Source organism: Plantactinospora soyae (genome assembly GCF_014874095.1).
GTDB lineage: Bacteria > Actinomycetota > Actinomycetes > Mycobacteriales > Micromonosporaceae > Plantactinospora > Plantactinospora soyae.
This window is the reverse complement of record NZ_JADBEB010000001.1, coordinates 9622367-9638933: the sequence shown is the minus strand read 5'-3', so window position 1 is coordinate 9638933 and position 16567 is coordinate 9622367. Positions and strand designations below refer to the sequence as shown.

The following is a 16567-nucleotide window of genomic DNA, read 5'->3' as shown; positions in this document are numbered from 1 at the left end:
GATCCGCCGAGCCGGAGCCGATGGCGGTCGGCGGGGAATCGGGGCCCGGTCAGCCGACTACCGGGCGGAACGCGCCGAGGGCGACGCTGACCGCGAGCGCCCCGGCGGCCAGCACCACCGCCCCGGCGATCAGGGCGGCGTCGGCCCGGGTGAACCGCTGCCGGCGCGCCGAGGTACGCGGCGAGCCCGAGTCGAAGCCCCGGGCGTCCATCGCGGTGGCCAGTCGGGTACCCCGGCGGATCGCGCCGACCAGCAGCGCGAACGCGGTCGAGCCGAACAGCCGGAGCCGGGCCAGCGGGTTGCGGCCGGCGTCGATGCCCCGGGCCCGCCGGGCCATGCTCAACATCTGCCACTCCAGCGCGAGCAGCGGGACCAGGCGGAAGGCGGCCAGCGCGCCGATCGCGAACCGGGGCGGCGCCTTGACGTTCTGGATCAGCGCGTCGGTCAGGTCGGTGGGGTCGGTGGTCGCGAAGACCAGTACGCCGGGCAGCGCCACCGCGATCACCCGGAGCGCCATCCCCAGCGCGGTGACCAGTACGCCGGTGGTGACCAGGAGCGGGCCGGCCTGCAACAGCGTCGGTCCGGTGCGTTCGGCGGCGAAGAGCACCAGGGTGCACAGGATGCCGAGGGCGCTGAGCAGCAGTGGCCAGGCCCGGCGGGCCAGCGCCGCGTACCGGACTCCGAACAGGGGTACCACGGCCAGTTCGAGCCCGATCGCCACCGCCGGGGCGACCGGATCCACCGTGACGATCAGCGCGATCGAGACGACCAGCGCGGCGGCGAGCTTGGCCACCGGGTTGCGCCGGGCCAGCGGGGCGGCAGAGTTCGCGATCGGCTGGTAGGGGATCATCCGGCCCACCCCGCCGGTACGTCGTCGTGCGCCGCCGACCGGTCGTCGAGCGACACGGTCCGGTCGGCCAGCGCCGATACGAAGTCGATGTCGTGGGTGACGGTGACGATGCCGTGTCCGGCGTCGCGCAGCCCGGCGAGCAGGTCGACCAGCTCGATCCAGGTACGCCGGTCCTGACCGAAGGTGGGCTCGTCCAGGATCACCAGCCGGGGTGCGGTGGCCAGCGCCGTCGCCACGCTCAGCCGCCGCGCCTGCCCACCCGACAGGGTGTACGGGTTGGCGCCGGCCAACTGGTCCAGCCGAAGCCGGTCCAACAGTCCGTCCACCGTGGACTTCACCGTCGCCTCGGGCTGACCGGTCCGGCGTGGCCCGAGCGCCAGTTCGTCGAAGACGGTGTTGCTGACGAACTGGTGCTCCGGATCCTGGAAGACCGACCCGATCCGGCCGGCCAGTACGGGTGCCCGCCACCGGTGCGGAGCCGTGCGGGCGTACCGCCCGGCCAGTGCCTCGGTGGCCGACAGTCGGCCGGCCCCGGGGCGGAGCAGGCCGCCGAGCAGCAGTGCCAGGGTGGACTTGCCGGTGCCGTTGGGTCCGAGTACGGCGAGCGCCTCGCCGGCGCGTACCCGAAGGTCGGTCGGGGCCAGCCGGGGTGCCAGGCCGAGCCGCTCGGCGGTGAGCAGCACGTCGCCGGCCGGGGCGACCGCCCGCCGGGATGCCGGCGGCGGGCCCGGTACCCAGACCCCGGCGGCGGCCAGCGCCGGCCCGTGCGCCGCGAAGACCGCCTCCGGGTGCCCGTCGGCCCGCACCCCGCCACCGGGCTCCAGTACCACCACCCGGTCGACCAGCGGCAGGGCCTCCGACACCCGGTGTTCGACCAGGATCAGCGTGGTGTCGTCGTCCATCGCGGCGTCCACCGCATCGCGGACCAGCGACGCGCCGGCCGGATCCAGGTTGGCGGTCGGCTCGTCGAGTAGCAGCAGGCCGGGCCGGAGCGCGAGTACGCCGGCCAGGGCGAGCCGTTGCTGCTCACCGCCGGAGAGCGCCGCCGTCGATCGGTCGAGTCCGTAGGGGAAGCCGACCCGGCGCAGCGCCAACTCGACCCGGGGCCAGATCTCCGCCGCCGGTACGCCCCTGTTCTCCAGCCCGAACGCCACGTCGTCGCCGGCCCGGGCCATCACCAGCTGGGTCTCCGGGTCCTGGAAGACGATGCCGACCCGTTCCCGGGCCTTGCGGGGGTCCAGCCCGTCGATCTCGACGGTGCCCTCCTGCTCGCCGGAGTCCTCGGCGAGCAGCCCGCCGAGCGCGGCCAACAGGGTGCTCTTGCCGGCTCCGGAGGCGCCGAGCAGCAGTACCCGTTCGCCGTGCTCGACGCGCAGGTCGACGTCGCGGACCGCCCAGGCCCGCCGCCCGGCATGCCGCCACCCGAATCCGCGCAGTTCGACCGCGCTCATCGCAGCACCGTCTCGTCCGACTCCTCGCCCTGTTCCGCCGCCGGCTAGACGGCGGTACGTTCGCGACCGGCGGGGAACCGGTCCAGTACGCCGGTCTGGGCCAGCGCCCGGGTCAGCCCCCAACTGCCGGCCCCGGCCACGACGGCCGCGCTGACCACCGTGAGCAGGAAGACCGGAAGCCGGAACGAGTCGAAGTCGAGCTCGGAGTAGTAGCGCCACTGGTCGAAGAGGGCGGCGGCGAGCCCGGCGAGGGCCCCGGATCCGATCGCCACCGGCAGCCGGAAGGAGCGGTAGCGGACGGCGAGGAAGGCCGCCTCCGCGCCGACACCCTGGGCGAGTCCCTGGAGGATGGCGACCATGCCCCACTGGCTGCCGAGCAGCACCGAGACGAAGGCCGCGACGAACTCGCAGTACAGCGCGGCGCCGGGCTTGCGGATCACCAACCCACCGAGTACGCCGGGCAGCAGCCAGACGCCGTAGATGACCGCCTGGGCCGGCGGGAAGAAGGTGAAGGCGCCCTCGGTGGCGCTCCAGACCATGTTCCAGGCCCAGAAGATGACGCCGAACGCGACGGCGATGACCGACGCGACGACGATGTCGACCGTGCGCCATCGGGTGTCGCTGGATTGCTTCATGATCTTGCCTCCCAGTCGCGCAGCGAACCAGGCAGGACGCACGCCGCAGTCCGGATTGTCCGGACTACGGCGCGGCTGGAGACTCGACCGAACTCCCTGCGCTGGCATTACCCAGATCAGGTTCGAGGGTCTGCGGGTGTGACCCGCACTCTCAGCGCTGTGCGCTCCCCTGTCGGATGTGCAGTTGTTTCGCAGACGCTAGCACCGGATCGGACCCTGCCGATAGCGGTGGGGCGGCCAGATGTGGTGGTCGACACCCTGCCCCGGTTAGGCTGGGCGGCCCAGTAAATCGGAGGATTCGTGACACTGAGCGCACAGGGCTATCTCGACGTGGTGACCGAGACGATCGGGCGGGTGGCGGCCGGCCAGCGGGACGGCGTACGCCGGGCGGCCGACCTGATCACGACTGCCCTCCGGGGCGGGGGCGTGGTGCAGGCGTTCGGCACCGGCCACTCGGAGGCGTTGGCCATGGAGATCGCCGGTCGGGCCGGCGGCCTGGTGCCGACGAACCGGATCGCGCTACGGGACCTGGTACTGCGCGGTGGTGAGTCGATCGAGATCCTCGGTCCCACCCTGGAGCGGGATCCGACGGTGGCGCACCGGCTCTACGAGCTCTCCCCGATCGACCCCCGGGACGTCTTCGTGATCGCCTCGAACTCGGGCGTGAACGGCACCATCGTCGAGTTCGCGGCACTGGTGAAGGAGCGCGGGCACGGGCTGATCGCGATCACCTCCCGGGAGCATTCCGACGGGGTGCCGTCCCGGCATCCGTCCGGCCGCAAGCTCGGTGACCTGGCCGACGTGGTGCTCGACAACGGCGCTCCGTACGGCGACGCGACGCTGCCGCTGCCCGGTGGCGGCGCGGTCGGTGCGGTGTCGTCGATCACCGCCGCGCTGCTCGCCCAGCAGATCGTGGTGGAGGTGGTCCGCCGGCTGGTCGAGGCGGGAGAGACGCCGCCGGTCTACCTCTCGGCGAACATCCCGGACAGCGACGGGCACAACAACGCCCTGGAGGCCCGTTACTCGGGTCGGATCCGCCGGGGCGCCTGACCCGCGAAGGCGCGGACACTGGACGCCCGGACCGGGGACGCGCCGACGGGGGATGCCGGGGACGCTCGGCCCGGGGACGCGCGGGCGGGGGATGCCGCGGGACGGCCGGACCGGGGACGCGCGGGTGGGCCATCCGGAGCAGACCGCATGATGGGAGCACGCGACGAATCCGACTCGCGTTTCACTTTCGGCCGCGCGGGGCAAACTGCTCCGAACTTGATCGGGATCGGCCCGATCAGTGGCGGGAGGTGCCCGGGTGGCCGTGGAGACCGAAAAGCAGCGTTGGCAGCGGAATTTCGCCGACCTGTTGCAGGAGTTGCGGGTGGCGCAGACCGGGGTGCAGATCCTCTTCGCGTTCCTGCTCACGCTGCCGTTCAGCAACGGCTTCCCGAGGGCCACGGAGTTCCAGAAGGACACCTACGTCGTCGCGCTGCTCGCCGCCGCCGCGGCCACCGCACTGATCATCTCGCCGGTCGCGTTCCACCGGGCACTGTTCCGGCAGGGGCGCAAGCCCGAGTTGGTCCGGTACGCGCACAGCATGGCCACCGGTGGCCTGGCGTTCATGCTGATCGCGATGGTCAGTTCGGTGTTGCTGATTACGGACTTCATCCTGCCCCGCCCGGTGGCGTTCGTACTCAGTGGGCTGACGGGCCTGTGGTTCCTGACGTTCTGGGCCGCCCTGCCGTTCATGCGCCGCAACTGGACCGAGGGCGAGGACGATGACGACGAGGACGAGCTTCCGGACCGCGATTACCTGCCGCGCTCCTGAACTGACCACGCTCAACTGAGCCGGAAGTTACTCTGTGCAATCCATACTGGACAGTAGCCATACTCCTATGATCGGCCTGTCTACGTTGTCTGATCAGCGGAAGTCTCCCAGCTAGGCAACGCTTTTTTGATCATTGCCATCTTCGCCCCAGCGGGTCGCCCCCTACGCCGACGGCCTTGACGGAGAGTTATACGCGGCACGGTAACTACGGATGGCGAGAGGCGAGGATGGCAGATTTGCTGGGGGGGCTGTCGACCGGGAGTTCGGTGGCAGCGGCCGTGGTGGGCCTGATCGGGGGATTAGGGCTCGGAGGTTTGCTGCGCGGCTACATCCGACACCGGACGCGGATGCAGTCTGAGCGGGAATGGTCGGCGCGGACCCAGGCCCGGACCACGGGTCTGATCCGGCTTGCCGGCGGTGCGCAGGCGGACGTACGGATCGACGAGCGGGACCGGGACGGACACCGGATCGTCGAACTTCGTGGCCTGGAACTGTACGGCTCCCGTCGAACAGGCGGGAGCAGGGCGGCATGAACGAGCGCAGCGAGCGAATCGGTTGGCTCAGGTTGAGATCTCATGACGACGCCGAGCGCAGCGAGGTGGCGGCATGAGGAGTGGGGACAACGCGATGGTGCGGGCCGAGTCGGCCGCCCGGTTGGGGGACCGGGGGCAGACGGAGCCGGATCTGAGCTTCGAGGAGTTCTGTCAGCAGAACATCGTCCAGGTCGAGCGCTTTCTGTCGAGCCAGTGCGCAGACCGTGGGCTGGTCGAGGACGCCGTACAGGAAGCGTTCATCACCGCCCGGGACAAGTGGGAGCAGATCCGCGACTACGAGAAGCCGCTGGCCTGGATGTACAAGACCGCGCGGTACAAATTATTGGTCCTGCGGCGACGGTACCGCCAGGACGTGGAGCTGTGCCTGGAGGAGGTGCCGCCGGAACGCCTCGCCGAGCCGGCCGACTCCGCGGAGGCGCGGGAGCTGCTGCGCGGCTGGTTGCCACAGTTGCCGCCGCGCCAGGCGGAGGTCTTCACGATGGCCTTCGACGGCTGGTCCGATCTGGAGATCGCCCAGGTGCTCGGCATCGCCTACAACACGGTACGCGCCTACCGACAGGAGGCTCGGCGCCGGTTGAAGGAACTCGCGCAGCAGGCGGGATTCGAGTCGCCGGCGGAACGGGGGCGGGGATGAACCTCGACGACATCCTCGCGCTGGCCTCGAACCAGACACTGAGCCAGTTGGAACGGGCCCGGGCCCGGCGGTCCACCCGTCGGGTCCAGCAGGAGTACCAGCGCGCGGTTTCCGAGGGGCGGGACCTGATCGACGACATCGATCTACGGGACCCGCTGGCGCCCGACGTCGACGAGGCGGCGCGGATCAGCCGAGCGGCCCAACTCGCCAAGCTCGGCACCCTCACCTGGGTACGGGCCAGCGAGGAGCTGACCTGGTCGGACGAGATGTCGCTGATCTTCGGCTATCCGCCCGGCACGGTCCGACCCTCGATCCGACTGCTGACCCGGCTGATCCATCCCGACGACGCCACCGAGGTACGCCGGACCGTCGAGGCCGCGTGGCGGGAGCGGACGGTGAAGGAGACGACGTACCGGGTGGTGCGTCCGGATCGGGTCACCCGGTACGTGCACTGTCACGTCGAGTTCGTCGTCGACGGGGACAACCGCCCGTACGGGATCGTCGTCACCGGGCAGGACATCACCGAAATCGAGTTGGCCCGGCAGGAACGGGTCCGGCTGGCCCGGCGTCGGGAGACCGTGCGGACCGAACTCGCCGGGCGTGATCCGGCCACCGGTCTGCTCAGCCGGCAGCGGTTCGCCGACGAGATCGACACCGCGTCGCGGGCCGGCTCCGGCGTACTCCTGGTGGTGGCCGTCGAGCCGGTGGCTCCGGCGGGCGGCACCGGCACCGACGACCAGGACCGGCTCGCCTCGGCGGTGGCCACGGTCGTCCGTCGGGCCGCCCGGCGCGCGGACGTCTGCGGCCGTACCGGCTTCGGCGAGTTCGGTGTGCTGATGCACCGGACGACTCTCGACTCGGCGGCCGCGCTGGCCGAGGCCGTCGTGGACGGCATCCGGGCCCAACCCTTCGTGGTCGGACAGGCCCGGCTGCGGCTCGACGCGGTCGGTGGTCTGGTCCGCTACCAGGGCCGGGACGAGACGCGGGGGATCGACCTGCTCGTCGACGCGGAGACGGCCTGGCGCCAGGCCAGGGAGTCGGGCGTTCCGTGTGTCGCGCTGGACCAGCCGGCGCCCGCCGACGAGCGCCGGGAGATCTGCCGCAACCGGGTTCGGGCGTACCTCGCCGACGACCGGCTGACCCTCTACACCCAGCCGATCCTGGACCTCAGGCTCAACCAGATCACCCGGCAGGAGATCCTGCTCCGGCTGATGGACGAGGGCGGCAAGGCCCACTCGGCGTCGACCCTGCTCGGCGACGCGGAGCGGATCGACGAGGTACTGCCGATCGACCGGTGGGTCATCGACCGCACCATGGAACTGATCGCCCGGGGAGCGCACACCTCGCACTACCAGGTGAACCTGTCCAGCCGGTCGCTCGGGGACCCGCATCTGCTCGAGCACGTCCAACGCAGTATCCGGCACTATGACGTCGATCCCGGCCAGCTCACCTTCGAGATCACCGAGACGGCGCGGATCGCGAACCTGACCGAGGCGCACAACTTCGCGCACGGGATCCGGGAGATCGGCTGCCAGCTCGCCCTCGACGACTTCGGGTCGGGGTACGTCCCGTTCGCCTTCCTCACCTACTTTCCGGTGGACCTGGTGAAGGTGGGCGGCGAGTTCATCTCCGGTATCCAGCACTCGGCGGCGAACCGGACCATCGTGCGGTCGATCGTCGACATGTGTCGGGCACTGGGTATCCGTACCGCGGCCGAGCACGTCGAGGACGAGGTGACGATGAACCTGCTCCGCGACTACGGGGTGGACTTCGCCCAGGGGTACCTGGTCGGAAAGCCCAAACCGGTCAACACCCCGCACCGACCGGTGTCGGCCCCGGCCGAGGCCGACTACGCCGATCCGGAGCGCGGGCTGCGGGCCGCGACGGGATAGCCCGGGGGGCCGGGGGGAGGGACCGGCCGGGCTAGCAGACGCCCACCGGCTCGAACGGCCCGCGAGGGCCCGTGAACGAGCCTGCGGCGAGTAGCCCGGCCGGTCCGCCGGCCCCGAGATCGAGTATTTCGGCTGGTCCCGCCGGCCCTGAAATCGAGCGTTCCGGCCGGTCCGCCGGCCCTGAAGCCGAGTAGCCCGGCCGAGAGTATTCCCACGGCGCGCAACCCCGCCGTCCGCTGCCGCCGTCGTTAAGGCGTGACACTTCGCGTAGGGCCGCCGGTGGCGGCTGACCGGTCATGGCAGGCCAGGCCGTGGGCCAGGGCGATCCTGCTGGCGGCCGCGCTGGGGGTCGCCACGTCGACCGCCGGATGCGGTCGGGAGCCAGCTCCAGGATCCGGGGGTACGACGGCAGCACCCGTTCCCGTGGAGCCCACGGCAGCGCCCGTTCCCCTGGAGCCGACGGCGGCACCCGTTCCCGTGCAGCCGACGGCGGCCACTGGAACGGGCGCGCTCGACGCGGCCCTGCTTCCGCCCAGCTGGCTCGGGGCAGGATGGCGGGAGACCCCGTCCCCGCCGGAGAAGCCGCCCTGGCCGTGGCTGCAGGCCGACTGCCCGGCCTACCGGAACGAGGACTATCCGGCACAGGGGTACCGACGGGACGCGGTGCAGCGCCGCTACCAGCATGGGCAGGCGAGCCTGATCGCGACACACGTCGTCGAGGCGTACGAGCCCGGCTGGGCGGCGCGGGCCATCACGGACGTGCGACGGGTCGTCGGGACCTGCGCGGAGTATCCGGTCCTGGGCGGAGCACTCTCGTTCGCGGTGGTCGAGGCGGACTTCCCGACCGAGGACGCGCTGCTCGTCCGAGGACGGATCGAGTCGTCCGGGGCGCCGGCCAGGGTGATGCTCTTCGTGACCGTACGCCGTGGTGACCGGCTCTCGACCCTGACCTTTCCGGATCCGGTGGACGAGCAGGCGGCGTACGCGGCGGCGGCGAAACTGGGCGATCTCCTTGGCTAACCGGCGCGGGCTGGGGCGGCGGGAGGTCCTCGTCTCGGCCGCCACCGCACTGGCCGGTCTCGGCGTACTCGGCACCGGGCTGGCCCGTCGGTGGGCGGATCCGAGCGTCGCCACACCGGTGGTACCGGGACCGACCGCGACGCCGGTACGGCCCAGCCCGACCCCGGACCACCAGGCCATCGCAAGGGCTCGGCTCGAGAAGCACCTGAAGGAGATCGGTGGTCGAATCGGGCTCGCCGTACGGGACCAGGTGACGGGCCTGGAAGTCACCGTCGGCACCCGGCGGTTCCAGACCGCCAGCATCGTCAAGGTCGACATCCTCGCGGCGCTGCTGTTGCGCCGACAGACACAGGGTGGAGAACTCAGCCAGACCGAGCGGCAACTCGCCCGATCGATGATCGTGGCCAGTGACAACGACGCGGCGAGCAGCCTGTGGCAGACGATCGGCTACCGCGCCGGGCTGACCGCCGCGAACCGTACCCTCGGGCTGCGGGCGACCACGCCGAATCCGAGCTGGGGGATGACGACGACCACCGCCGCCGACCAGCTCCGGCTGTTGGCGTCGATCGTCACCCCGGGCAGCCCACTGACCGGCGACAGCCGCGCCCTGCTGCTCGGCTTCATGCGCCAGGTTCGACGGGACCAGCGGTGGGGCATCACCGCTGCGGCCGGGCCGGACAGTACGGCGAGTTACGTCAAGAACGGCTGGACGACCGTCGACGCCGACCAGGGGCGCTGGCTGGTCAACAGCGTCGGGCGGATCACCGAACCGGGGCGGGACTGGCTGATTGCCGTCCTCTCCGATCATCACGCGAGCCAGTCGGCGGGGATCACGGTGGTGGAGGGAGTGGCCCGGTACGCGCTTACCGAACTGCGCCGCGTACCCGGATCCGCTACGGTGCCCTCCTGAGCCGCCGGGCGGGCCGCCCCGTGGCGGCCCGCCCCATGGGGGTACGGGAGGTCAGCCGGTCTGCCCGACCTTGTCCACGACGGCGAGGTCCAGCACCGCCGACGCTCCCGAGACGCCGAGGAAGGCGTAGCTCTCGGGCTCGAAGACGAGAATCATCTCGCCCGATCGGCCCGTTGACGGCCAGGCGATTCCGATGCCCGGCCGGCCGGCGCCGTCCGTGACGTTCTCGACGGCGCGTAGACCCGGTACCGTCGCCGCGGCCTCGTACAGTGCGGCGCGTGTCCGTGGTCGTAGGTAGGCTCCGGCGAAGTAGTACACGTCCTTGCCGGCGGAGTTCACCGAACCGGGCTCGCCGCTGCGGTTCTCGGTGAGATAGGCCCCCATCGCAGCCGCGTCGGTTGGCAGGTCGGAGCGGTACCCGGGTTCCAGGGTGCACGGTTCGGTCCGGCCTGGAAGCACCTGGTCGCCCTTCACCACGGCGGCCCGTCCGTCCCGGCAGCCGGGAAGGACGGAATTGCTACCGCCGTCGGCGGAGGCCGTTCTCACCAGGCCGTCCCTGGTCCCGTCCACCGACAGCCAGCTCTCGCGCGTCTCCTTGCCTTCCTGGGTCCGGGTGTAGATGAACTGGTCCGGGCGAGGGGTGGCGTCGGGCAGCCGGAGCGCCGCCGCCGCCGCGTTCCGCAGCACCTGGCTGGCGTCGGCCCTGGCTGCCGGCAGGTCACCGCCGACCCGATCGGGAGCGAGCACGAGTACCGAGACGATCGCCGCCGCAACACCCGCCGCCGCCACACCGCCGAACACGAACCGCCAGCCCCGGCGGGCCTCGCGTCGGATCGTCGTGGGCGTGGCGGGCGTGGTGGTCATCGCGGCCAGGAGCCGGTCACGGGCCGGCGCCAACTGGTCGGGGGTTGCCAGCGGAATCTCCCGACCCGCCTGCTGGAGCAGTCGCAGATCATCCATTGCTCAGTGCCTCCTCGATCGTGCTGGTGGAGTCGCCGCCCAGTCCCGCGCGGAGCAGCTTGCGGGCGCGGTGAAGTCGTGAACGGACGGTGCCGACCGGGATCGCCAGTGCCGTGGCCACCTCGTCGTAGGTCAACTCCTCCCACGCGACCAGCAGCAGTACATCGCGGTCGCCGGAGGAGAGCCCGGCCAGCGCACCGAACAACACCTGGCGCAGCGACTGCGCGGTCACCACCGTGGCGACCCGGTCGGCGTGCGACGCCTCGCTCGTCGCCGGGACGTACGCCTGCCGCAGCCGGTATTCGCGCTCTTCCTCGCGCCGGTGCTGGCTGACGACGTTGGTGGCGATCCCGTACAGCCACGGCCGGGAGTCGGGGTGGGCGGTGTCGAAACGCTCCCGACGACGGAACGCCGCCAGGAACGTCTCGGCGACCATGTCGTCCGCAACTCCGGCACCGAGCCGCCGCGCCAGGTAGCGATGGATGTACGGCGCGTGCCGGTCGAAGATCACCGCGAAGCTCTCGGGATCCCGGACGGACCGCTCGATGACCGCCGCGTCGGTCAGCGTACTGACGTCGACAGCCTTGACCCGTCTTAGACGATTCATGCACGGCCTTTCGTGGAGCAGGGCATCATCGCCTGTTATCCGCAGGCCGCGGGAAAACAGTTCACGACCCGGCTCCGATGTCGGCGTGCGGGGGCCGGCGGGCGGTCAGCCGGCGGTGGGGTCGCGGCCGATGGCGCGCGGCCTAGCCGGAGCGGCGGCTGTTGCCGTTCACGAACGACTCGATGCCGTCGAGGACGCGTTGCAGGCCGAACTCGTAGGCGTGCTCGGGGTCGTGAACTCCCTCGTAGTGCGTGGTGGCCGAGGTGCCGACCCGGACGGCGAGGGAGTACCGCTCCCGGTCGAGCACCCGGTCCAGCAGCGGCGCGACGGTGCTCCACCACTCGTCGTCGCTCTGCCCGGTCCGCTCGGAGACGGTCTTCCACTCCAGGAGCCGCGCGGTCGCGTCCCGGACGTATCCGAGTACGAGGGCGAGAGCTGAATCCATTTCGACGTCGGTCAGCCCGATTCCCTCGACGGCTCGCAGCTCGGCGTCGTACTTCGCGATCACGCCCGGTCCCTGCGGCGGTCGCCGGGGAAAGAGCCGCAGCAGCCAGGGGTGGCGCTCGAACATCGCGCGGTTGGCCCTGCCGACCTGCTCCAGCCGTGACCGCCAGTCGCCGTGACCGTCCTCGTTCCGGCGGACGACCTCGGCGCTGACCCGGTCGATCATGACGTCGAGCAGCTCCTCCTTGCCGGGTACGTGTCGGTACAGCGACATGGTGCCGACGCCGAGGCGTTCCGCGACGCTGCGCATCGACAGGTCGTTCAGGCCCACGGAGTCGGCGACCTCGATCGCGGCGGTGGTGATCTGTTCGACGGTGAGCCCCGACGGACGACCCCGACCGGAGTGCTCCCGCAGGTTCCACAGCAGTTCGAAGGTCCGGGCCGGGTCACCGGGGCCCTGGGATGCACCGGGCATGGACATCTCCCTTGTTTGCGTATACCGTACCCAAATCAGTTTGCGTATGGCATACGCAAATTCGGAGATGAGGGAGGCGACGTGGTAGCAGCAGCGTTCCGGGTGGGACTGCGGGTCACCGACGTTGACCAGGCCGCACGGTTCTACCGTGGGTTCGGGTTCGACGAGGTGGGGACCGTGCCGGATCCGGAGGGTCGCCCGGTGATGACGATCCTGCAACGGGGAGAGGTCCACCTGATCGTCGACGCCCTCCGGGGCATGCCGTTTGCCGACAGTGAGCGTGAACGGCAGACCCAGGCCGGGCCCCGGGGTCTCGGCGTGGCGATCGGTCTCGGCGTGGATGACCTCGACGCGAGTTACGAGTACTGCCGAGGCTCCGGATGCACCATCACGTGCGAGCCGATGGACGAGGCGTGGGGCGACCGGGTCTTCGAATGTGTCGATCCGTTTGGCTACGTCTGGGAGTTCTCCCAGCCGATCGCGGACGGGCAACCTGACGACGGATTCGCGGCCGTACGGGAGAAGTGGTTTCCCGCCGCTCAGGCCGGGGCCTAGCCGTCAGCCGGTCGGGGAGCGGGAGAGGTGGAAGCATGTCGGACGCGTCCGACGAGGTGGTGAGAATCAGTCCGGTCAAATGGGTGGCCAGGCAGGCGCAGGTGTACGAGGAGTCCGGCGGTACGAAGGGAACCACCGTGAACGGGGCGCCGTGTCTCCTGTTGGACTATCGGGGCCGGCGCAGTGGCGGCTGGCACCGCACTGTGCTGATCTACGGCCGGGACGGCGAGTCGTACCTGGTCGTCGCGTCCAACGGTGGCGGCGACGCGCATCCGCTGTGGTTTCGAAGTGTCGCGGAGAACCCGGACGTACGACTGCGGGTGGGCGCGGATCGCTTCCCCGCCCGCGCGGAGAGGCTGTTGCCCGAGGAGAAGACCCGGGTGTGGCCGCATCTGGTTGAGGTGTTCGCCCCGTACGACGCGTACCAGCAGAAGACCTCGCGCGACATCCCGGTCGTCCGGCTGCACCCCCGCAGGGGCGGCCAGGCCTGATCATCCGGCGGGGCGTCGGGCTGGCCGGCGATCAGGCCGGTGCCGGTCGGGCCGGGTTGAGTCGCCGGCCGGGAACTCCGCTGATCAGCCTCCAGTTGCCGTACTCGCTGATCGCCAGGGGCGTCGAACCGGAGTTCGTACCGATGGCCCAGTCTCTGGGGTTGGGGCTGACCGCGTGGAGCCCGATCGGTGGCGGGTTGCTCACCGGCAAGTACCGGCGGACCGGCGACGGTCTGGCCGGCGACGGCCGGCTCGGTGCGCCGGGCGGGCACCAGCGGCCGATCGGCGAGCGGGAGTGGCGGGTGATCGAGGTGCTGGAAGGCGTCGCGGCCGAGCTGGGCCGGAGCATGGCCCAGGTGGCGATCAACTGGGTGGCCACTCGACCGAGCGTCGGCTCGGCGATCATCGGGGCGAGCAGCCCCGAGCAGTTGGCGAGCAACATGGCCGCGCTCGACTTCGAGATCCCGTCGGATGCGCGCCGCCGGCTCGACGAGGCCAGCGCCGTGCGGTTGGCGGGGGGGTACTCGATGTTCACCCCGGAGTACCAGTCGTGGATCGTGAACCCGGGGTCTCGGCATCGGCGACAAGCCGGCCGGGTACGCCCCGCCGGTCTGGAACGGCGCCGCCCAGCCGGTCACCTGACGCCGTCGCCGTCGCCGTTGCCGCTTGTCGCTTGTCGCCGTCGTCGCTGTCGCTGTCACTGTCGCCGGCTCGGGCTGGGGCTGGGGCTGGGATCGTTGCTGCTTGGGCCGGCTATGTGGGCTCGGCCCGGCTCGGCCGGCGGCAGGTGTCCGTGACGAAGACTGCCGGCTGCCCAGCCTGTGCGCCCACCGGCACTGCCTCGCCTCGGCCGCCCCCCAGTCGGGGGGTTGCCGCCCTTCACCCGTTCGGCCTGCGGCGCTCACCTCGGGAGGAGTTCGACCTGCGACCGCCCTCACCTGGACACCAGAGGCGTTATGGCCAACCGATAGCGCCTCTGGTGTCCAGGTCACCGAGCGCGGCTGGCGGCTGGCGTCAGTGGAAGGGCCGGCGGTGACCCGCATCCGGCGGTGACCCGCATCCGGCGGAGCTGCGCGCTTGGCATAACTCGCGCTACCGACGGGTAACAAATCGGCGTAGCGTTGTCCGTACCCGCTGAGGTGTGAGGAAGGGCCCCCGCTACAACAGAAAACGATATGCGGGGGCCCTTCCTCACACCTCAGGCCAGCAGTTGTAGCCGAGGGGGTTGCCGTGACCACAACGGAGCACAGCAGGTCGGCGGCGGACGGATCCGACGGAGTCGGTCCACTGCCGAAAGAGGCCGGTCAGGTCACCGAGCGGGAGGCCCGGCAGGTCGCCGAGGCGGCCCGGGAGTCCGAGTGGGGCAAGCCGAGCTTCGGCAAGGAACTCTTCCTCGGCCGGTTCCGGCTCGACCTGATCGACCCGTGGCCGACCGCAGATCCCGAACGCGCCGCCAAGGCGGAGGAGTTCCTCGACCGGCTCGGCACGTACGTCCGGACCGAAGTGGACGGTGCCGCGATCGAGCGCGACGCGCACATTCCCGATGAGGTGTTCCAGGGACTGGCCCGGCTCGGCGCCTTCGGAATGAAGATCGACGAGAGGTACGGCGGCCTAGGCCTGTCGAACCTGCACTACTGCCGGGCGTTGATGCTGGCCGGTTCGGTCAACCCGTCGATCGGTGCGCTGCTCTCGGCACACCAGTCGATCGGGGTGCCGCAGCCGCTGAAGATGTTCGGCACCGACGAGCAGAAGCAGCGCTTCCTGCCCCGACTCGCCGCCGGTGAGGTGTCGGCGTTCCTGCTCACCGAGCCCGACGTCGGCTCCGATCCGGCCCGGCTGGGCACCATCGCCGAGCCGACTGAGGACGGCACCGGGTACCGGCTCAACGGGGTCAAGTTGTGGGCCACCAACGGCAGCGTGGCGAACCTGCTGGTGGTGATGGCCCGGGTGCCGAAGGCCGAGGGCCGGCGCGGCGGGATCACCGCGTTCGTCGTCGAGGCCGACTCGCCGGGGATCACCGTCGAGCGGCGCAACGCCTTCCTCGGACTGCGCGGGCTGGAGAACAGCGTGACCCGCTTCTCCGACGTGCTCGTACCCGCCGAGAACGTGATCGGTGGCGAGGGACGGGGTCTGAAGATCGCCCTGACCACGCTGAACACCGGACGGCTCTCGCTGCCGGCGATGTGTGTCGGCGCCGGCAAGTGGTCGCTGAACGTGGCTCGGGAGTGGGCCGCCGACCGGGTCCAGTGGGGTCGGCCGGTCGGCGAGCACGAGGCGGTGGCCAGCAAGCTGGCCTTCATCGCCGCCACCACGTACGGCATGGAGACCATGCTCGACCTCTGCTGCCTGCTGGCCGACGACGACACCAACGACATCCGGATCGAGGCGGCGCTGGTCAAGCTCTACGCCAGCGAGATGGCCTGGCAGATCGCCGACGAACTGATCCAGATCCGGGGCGGGCGCGGCTACGAGACGGCCGACTCGCTGGCCGCCCGGGGCGAGCGCCCGGCCGCAGCCGAGCAGATCCTGCGCGACCTGCGGATCAACCGGATCTTCGAGGGCTCCACCGAGATCATGCACCTGCTCATCGCCCGGGAGGCGGTCGACGCCCACCTGTCGGTGGCCGGCGACATAATCGACCCGGAGGCCGAACTCGGCCGCAAGGTCCGGGCCGGGGCGAAGGCCGGTGCATTCTACGCGAGGTGGCTGCCGTCGCTCGCGGTCGGTCGCGGCCAGAACCCGGGCGGGTACGCCGAGTATGGCGTCCTCGCCGGCCACCTGCGGCAGGTCGAGCGGGCGTCCCGCAAACTGGCCCGGTCGACGTTCTGGGCGATGTCCCGGTGGCAGGGAAAACTGGAGCGTAAGCAGGGATTCCTCGGCCGGATCGTCGACATCGGAGCGGAGTTGTTCGCGATGTCGGCGGTCTGCGTACGGGCGCACGCCGAACGGGAGACCCGGCCGGAGGGCGTCGAACTGGCCGACCTGTTCTGCCGGCAGGCCCGGGTACGGGTGGCCGCGCTGTTCCGGGCGCTGTGGGAGAACACCGACTCCGTCGACGCGGCGGCGGCGAAGCGGATCCTCGCCGGCCGGTACGCGTTCCTGGAGTCCGGTGTGATCACCCCGCCCGACGACCACCCGTGGGTGGCGCCCTGGCAGCCCGGCCCGTCGACCGCGCAGGACGTACGCCGACGGATCCCGCCGCCCTGAAAGGACCCCGTCCTGGGCGCCCTGTCGGGAAGGCCGCCCAGGACGGCCGTCGAGGTCGACCCC

17 protein-coding genes and 1 riboswitch are annotated in these 16567 nt (G+C 71.0%); of the genes, 11 read left to right on the top strand and 6 right to left on the bottom strand.

Annotation, left to right across the window (positions count from 1 at the left end; all coding sequences use genetic code 11):
- Positions 1–49 precede the first annotated feature (49 nt).
- From H4W31_RS42035 to H4W31_RS42025, 3 genes are read right to left on the bottom strand one after another with little or no spacing between them, the layout of a single operon-like run.
- Positions 50–850, bottom strand: coding sequence for an energy-coupling factor transporter transmembrane component T family protein (locus H4W31_RS42035; protein WP_192771681.1), 801 nt, complete (start codon positions 848–850; stop codon positions 50–52).
- A complete protein-coding gene (locus tag H4W31_RS42030) occupies positions 847–2301 on the bottom strand; it encodes an ABC transporter ATP-binding protein (RefSeq protein WP_192771680.1) in 1455 nt (484 codons plus the stop codon). Before H4W31_RS42030 ends, H4W31_RS42035 begins: the two co-directional genes overlap by 4 nt.
- A gap of 44 nt (positions 2302–2345) precedes the next feature.
- Positions 2346–2936 (bottom strand): ECF transporter S component, encoded by a 591-nt coding sequence (locus H4W31_RS42025; RefSeq protein ID WP_192771679.1) that lies wholly within the window; start codon positions 2934–2936, stop codon positions 2346–2348.
- A gap of 75 nt (positions 2937–3011) precedes the next feature.
- Positions 3012–3117, bottom strand: a riboswitch (TPP riboswitch).
- 119 nt (positions 3118–3236) lie between these two features.
- Here H4W31_RS42025 and H4W31_RS42020 point away from each other — a divergent pair.
- From H4W31_RS42020 to H4W31_RS41990, 7 genes are all read left to right on the top strand, one after another.
- A complete protein-coding gene (locus H4W31_RS42020; protein ID WP_192771678.1) occupies positions 3237–3986 on the top strand; it encodes a sugar isomerase domain-containing protein in 750 nt (249 codons plus the stop codon).
- 256 nt (positions 3987–4242) lie between these two features.
- Positions 4243–4755: a DUF6328 family protein gene (locus H4W31_RS42015; protein ID WP_192771677.1), complete on the top strand. Its 513-nt coding sequence runs from the start codon at positions 4243–4245 to the stop codon at positions 4753–4755.
- Between the two features lie 347 nt (positions 4756–5102).
- Positions 5103–5288, top strand: coding sequence for a hypothetical protein (locus H4W31_RS43605; RefSeq protein ID WP_225945953.1), 186 nt, complete (start codon positions 5103–5105; stop codon positions 5286–5288).
- A gap of 73 nt (positions 5289–5361) precedes the next feature.
- Positions 5362–5943: an RNA polymerase sigma factor gene (locus H4W31_RS42005; RefSeq protein ID WP_192771675.1), complete on the top strand. Its 582-nt coding sequence runs from the start codon at positions 5362–5364 to the stop codon at positions 5941–5943.
- A complete protein-coding gene (locus H4W31_RS42000; RefSeq protein ID WP_192771674.1) occupies positions 5940–7835 on the top strand; it encodes an EAL domain-containing protein in 1896 nt (631 codons plus the stop codon). The genes H4W31_RS42005 and H4W31_RS42000 overlap by 4 nt, the downstream gene beginning before the upstream one ends.
- Before the next feature lie 423 nt (positions 7836–8258).
- Entirely contained in the window at positions 8259–8855 is a 597-nt protein-coding gene (locus tag H4W31_RS41995; RefSeq protein WP_192771673.1) for a hypothetical protein, read from the top strand.
- Entirely contained in the window at positions 8848–9765 is a 918-nt protein-coding gene (locus H4W31_RS41990; RefSeq protein ID WP_192771672.1) for a serine hydrolase, read from the top strand. The genes H4W31_RS41995 and H4W31_RS41990 overlap by 8 nt, the downstream gene beginning before the upstream one ends.
- A 51-nt stretch (positions 9766–9816) precedes the next feature.
- Here the strand turns inward: H4W31_RS41990 and H4W31_RS41985 are convergent, their stop codons facing one another.
- The 3 genes from H4W31_RS41985 to H4W31_RS41975 all read right to left on the bottom strand — a co-directional run bounded on the left by H4W31_RS41985 (position 9817) and on the right by H4W31_RS41975 (position 12251).
- Positions 9817–10725 carry a CU044_5270 family protein gene (locus H4W31_RS41985; RefSeq protein ID WP_192771671.1) on the bottom strand — a complete coding sequence of 303 codons (909 nt, stop codon included), beginning with the start codon at positions 10723–10725 and terminating at the stop codon, positions 9817–9819.
- Positions 10718–11332: an RNA polymerase sigma factor gene (locus H4W31_RS41980; protein ID WP_192771670.1), complete on the bottom strand. Its 615-nt coding sequence runs from the start codon at positions 11330–11332 to the stop codon at positions 10718–10720. The genes H4W31_RS41985 and H4W31_RS41980 overlap by 8 nt, the downstream gene beginning before the upstream one ends.
- A gap of 142 nt (positions 11333–11474) precedes the next feature.
- On the bottom strand, positions 11475–12251 hold the full coding sequence (locus H4W31_RS41975) for a TetR/AcrR family transcriptional regulator (protein WP_225945952.1): 777 nt from the start codon (positions 12249–12251) through the stop codon (positions 11475–11477).
- A gap of 81 nt (positions 12252–12332) precedes the next feature.
- On the opposite strand from H4W31_RS41975, the gene H4W31_RS41970 reads away from it, so the two are divergent.
- The 4 genes from H4W31_RS41970 (at position 12333) to H4W31_RS41955 (ending at position 16504) form a co-directional block, all read left to right on the top strand.
- On the top strand, positions 12333–12806 hold the full coding sequence (locus H4W31_RS41970) for a VOC family protein (protein ID WP_192771668.1): 474 nt from the start codon (positions 12333–12335) through the stop codon (positions 12804–12806).
- 35 nt (positions 12807–12841) lie between these two features.
- Positions 12842–13297 carry a nitroreductase family deazaflavin-dependent oxidoreductase gene (locus H4W31_RS41965; RefSeq protein WP_192771667.1) on the top strand — a complete coding sequence of 152 codons (456 nt, stop codon included), beginning with the start codon at positions 12842–12844 and terminating at the stop codon, positions 13295–13297.
- Positions 13298–13353: 56 nt separating this feature from the next.
- Entirely contained in the window at positions 13354–14094 is a 741-nt protein-coding gene (locus H4W31_RS41960) for an aldo/keto reductase (RefSeq protein WP_225945951.1), read from the top strand.
- A gap of 433 nt (positions 14095–14527) precedes the next feature.
- A complete protein-coding gene (locus H4W31_RS41955) occupies positions 14528–16504 on the top strand; it encodes an acyl-CoA dehydrogenase family protein (RefSeq protein WP_192771666.1) in 1977 nt (658 codons plus the stop codon).
- The last annotated feature ends 63 nt before the right edge of the window (positions 16505–16567 follow it).

What these genes read in the sequence shown, in the direction of transcription:
- H4W31_RS42025 (WP_192771679.1), bottom strand. Translation starts at nt 2,936, where the DNA reads ATGAAGCAATCCAGCGACACCCGATGGCGCACGGTCGACATCGTCGTC.
- H4W31_RS42005 (WP_192771675.1), top strand. Translation starts at nt 5,362, where the DNA reads ATGAGGAGTGGGGACAACGCGATGGTGCGGGCCGAGTCGGCCGCCCGG.
- H4W31_RS43605 (WP_225945953.1), top strand. Translation starts at nt 5,103, where the DNA reads ATGCAGTCTGAGCGGGAATGGTCGGCGCGGACCCAGGCCCGGACCACG.
- H4W31_RS41980 (WP_192771670.1), bottom strand. Translation starts at nt 11,332, where the DNA reads ATGAATCGTCTAAGACGGGTCAAGGCTGTCGACGTCAGTACGCTGACC.
- H4W31_RS41975 (WP_225945952.1), bottom strand. Translation starts at nt 12,251, where the DNA reads ATGCCCGGTGCATCCCAGGGCCCCGGTGACCCGGCCCGGACCTTCGAA.
- H4W31_RS42030 (WP_192771680.1), bottom strand. Translation starts at nt 2,301, where the DNA reads ATGAGCGCGGTCGAACTGCGCGGATTCGGGTGGCGGCATGCCGGGCGG.
- H4W31_RS42035 (WP_192771681.1), bottom strand. Translation starts at nt 850, where the DNA reads ATGATCCCCTACCAGCCGATCGCGAACTCTGCCGCCCCGCTGGCCCGG.
- H4W31_RS41965 (WP_192771667.1), top strand. Translation starts at nt 12,842, where the DNA reads ATGTCGGACGCGTCCGACGAGGTGGTGAGAATCAGTCCGGTCAAATGG.
- H4W31_RS41985 (WP_192771671.1), bottom strand. Translation starts at nt 10,725, where the DNA reads ATGGATGATCTGCGACTGCTCCAGCAGGCGGGTCGGGAGATTCCGCTG.
- H4W31_RS42000 (WP_192771674.1), top strand. Translation starts at nt 5,940, where the DNA reads ATGAACCTCGACGACATCCTCGCGCTGGCCTCGAACCAGACACTGAGC.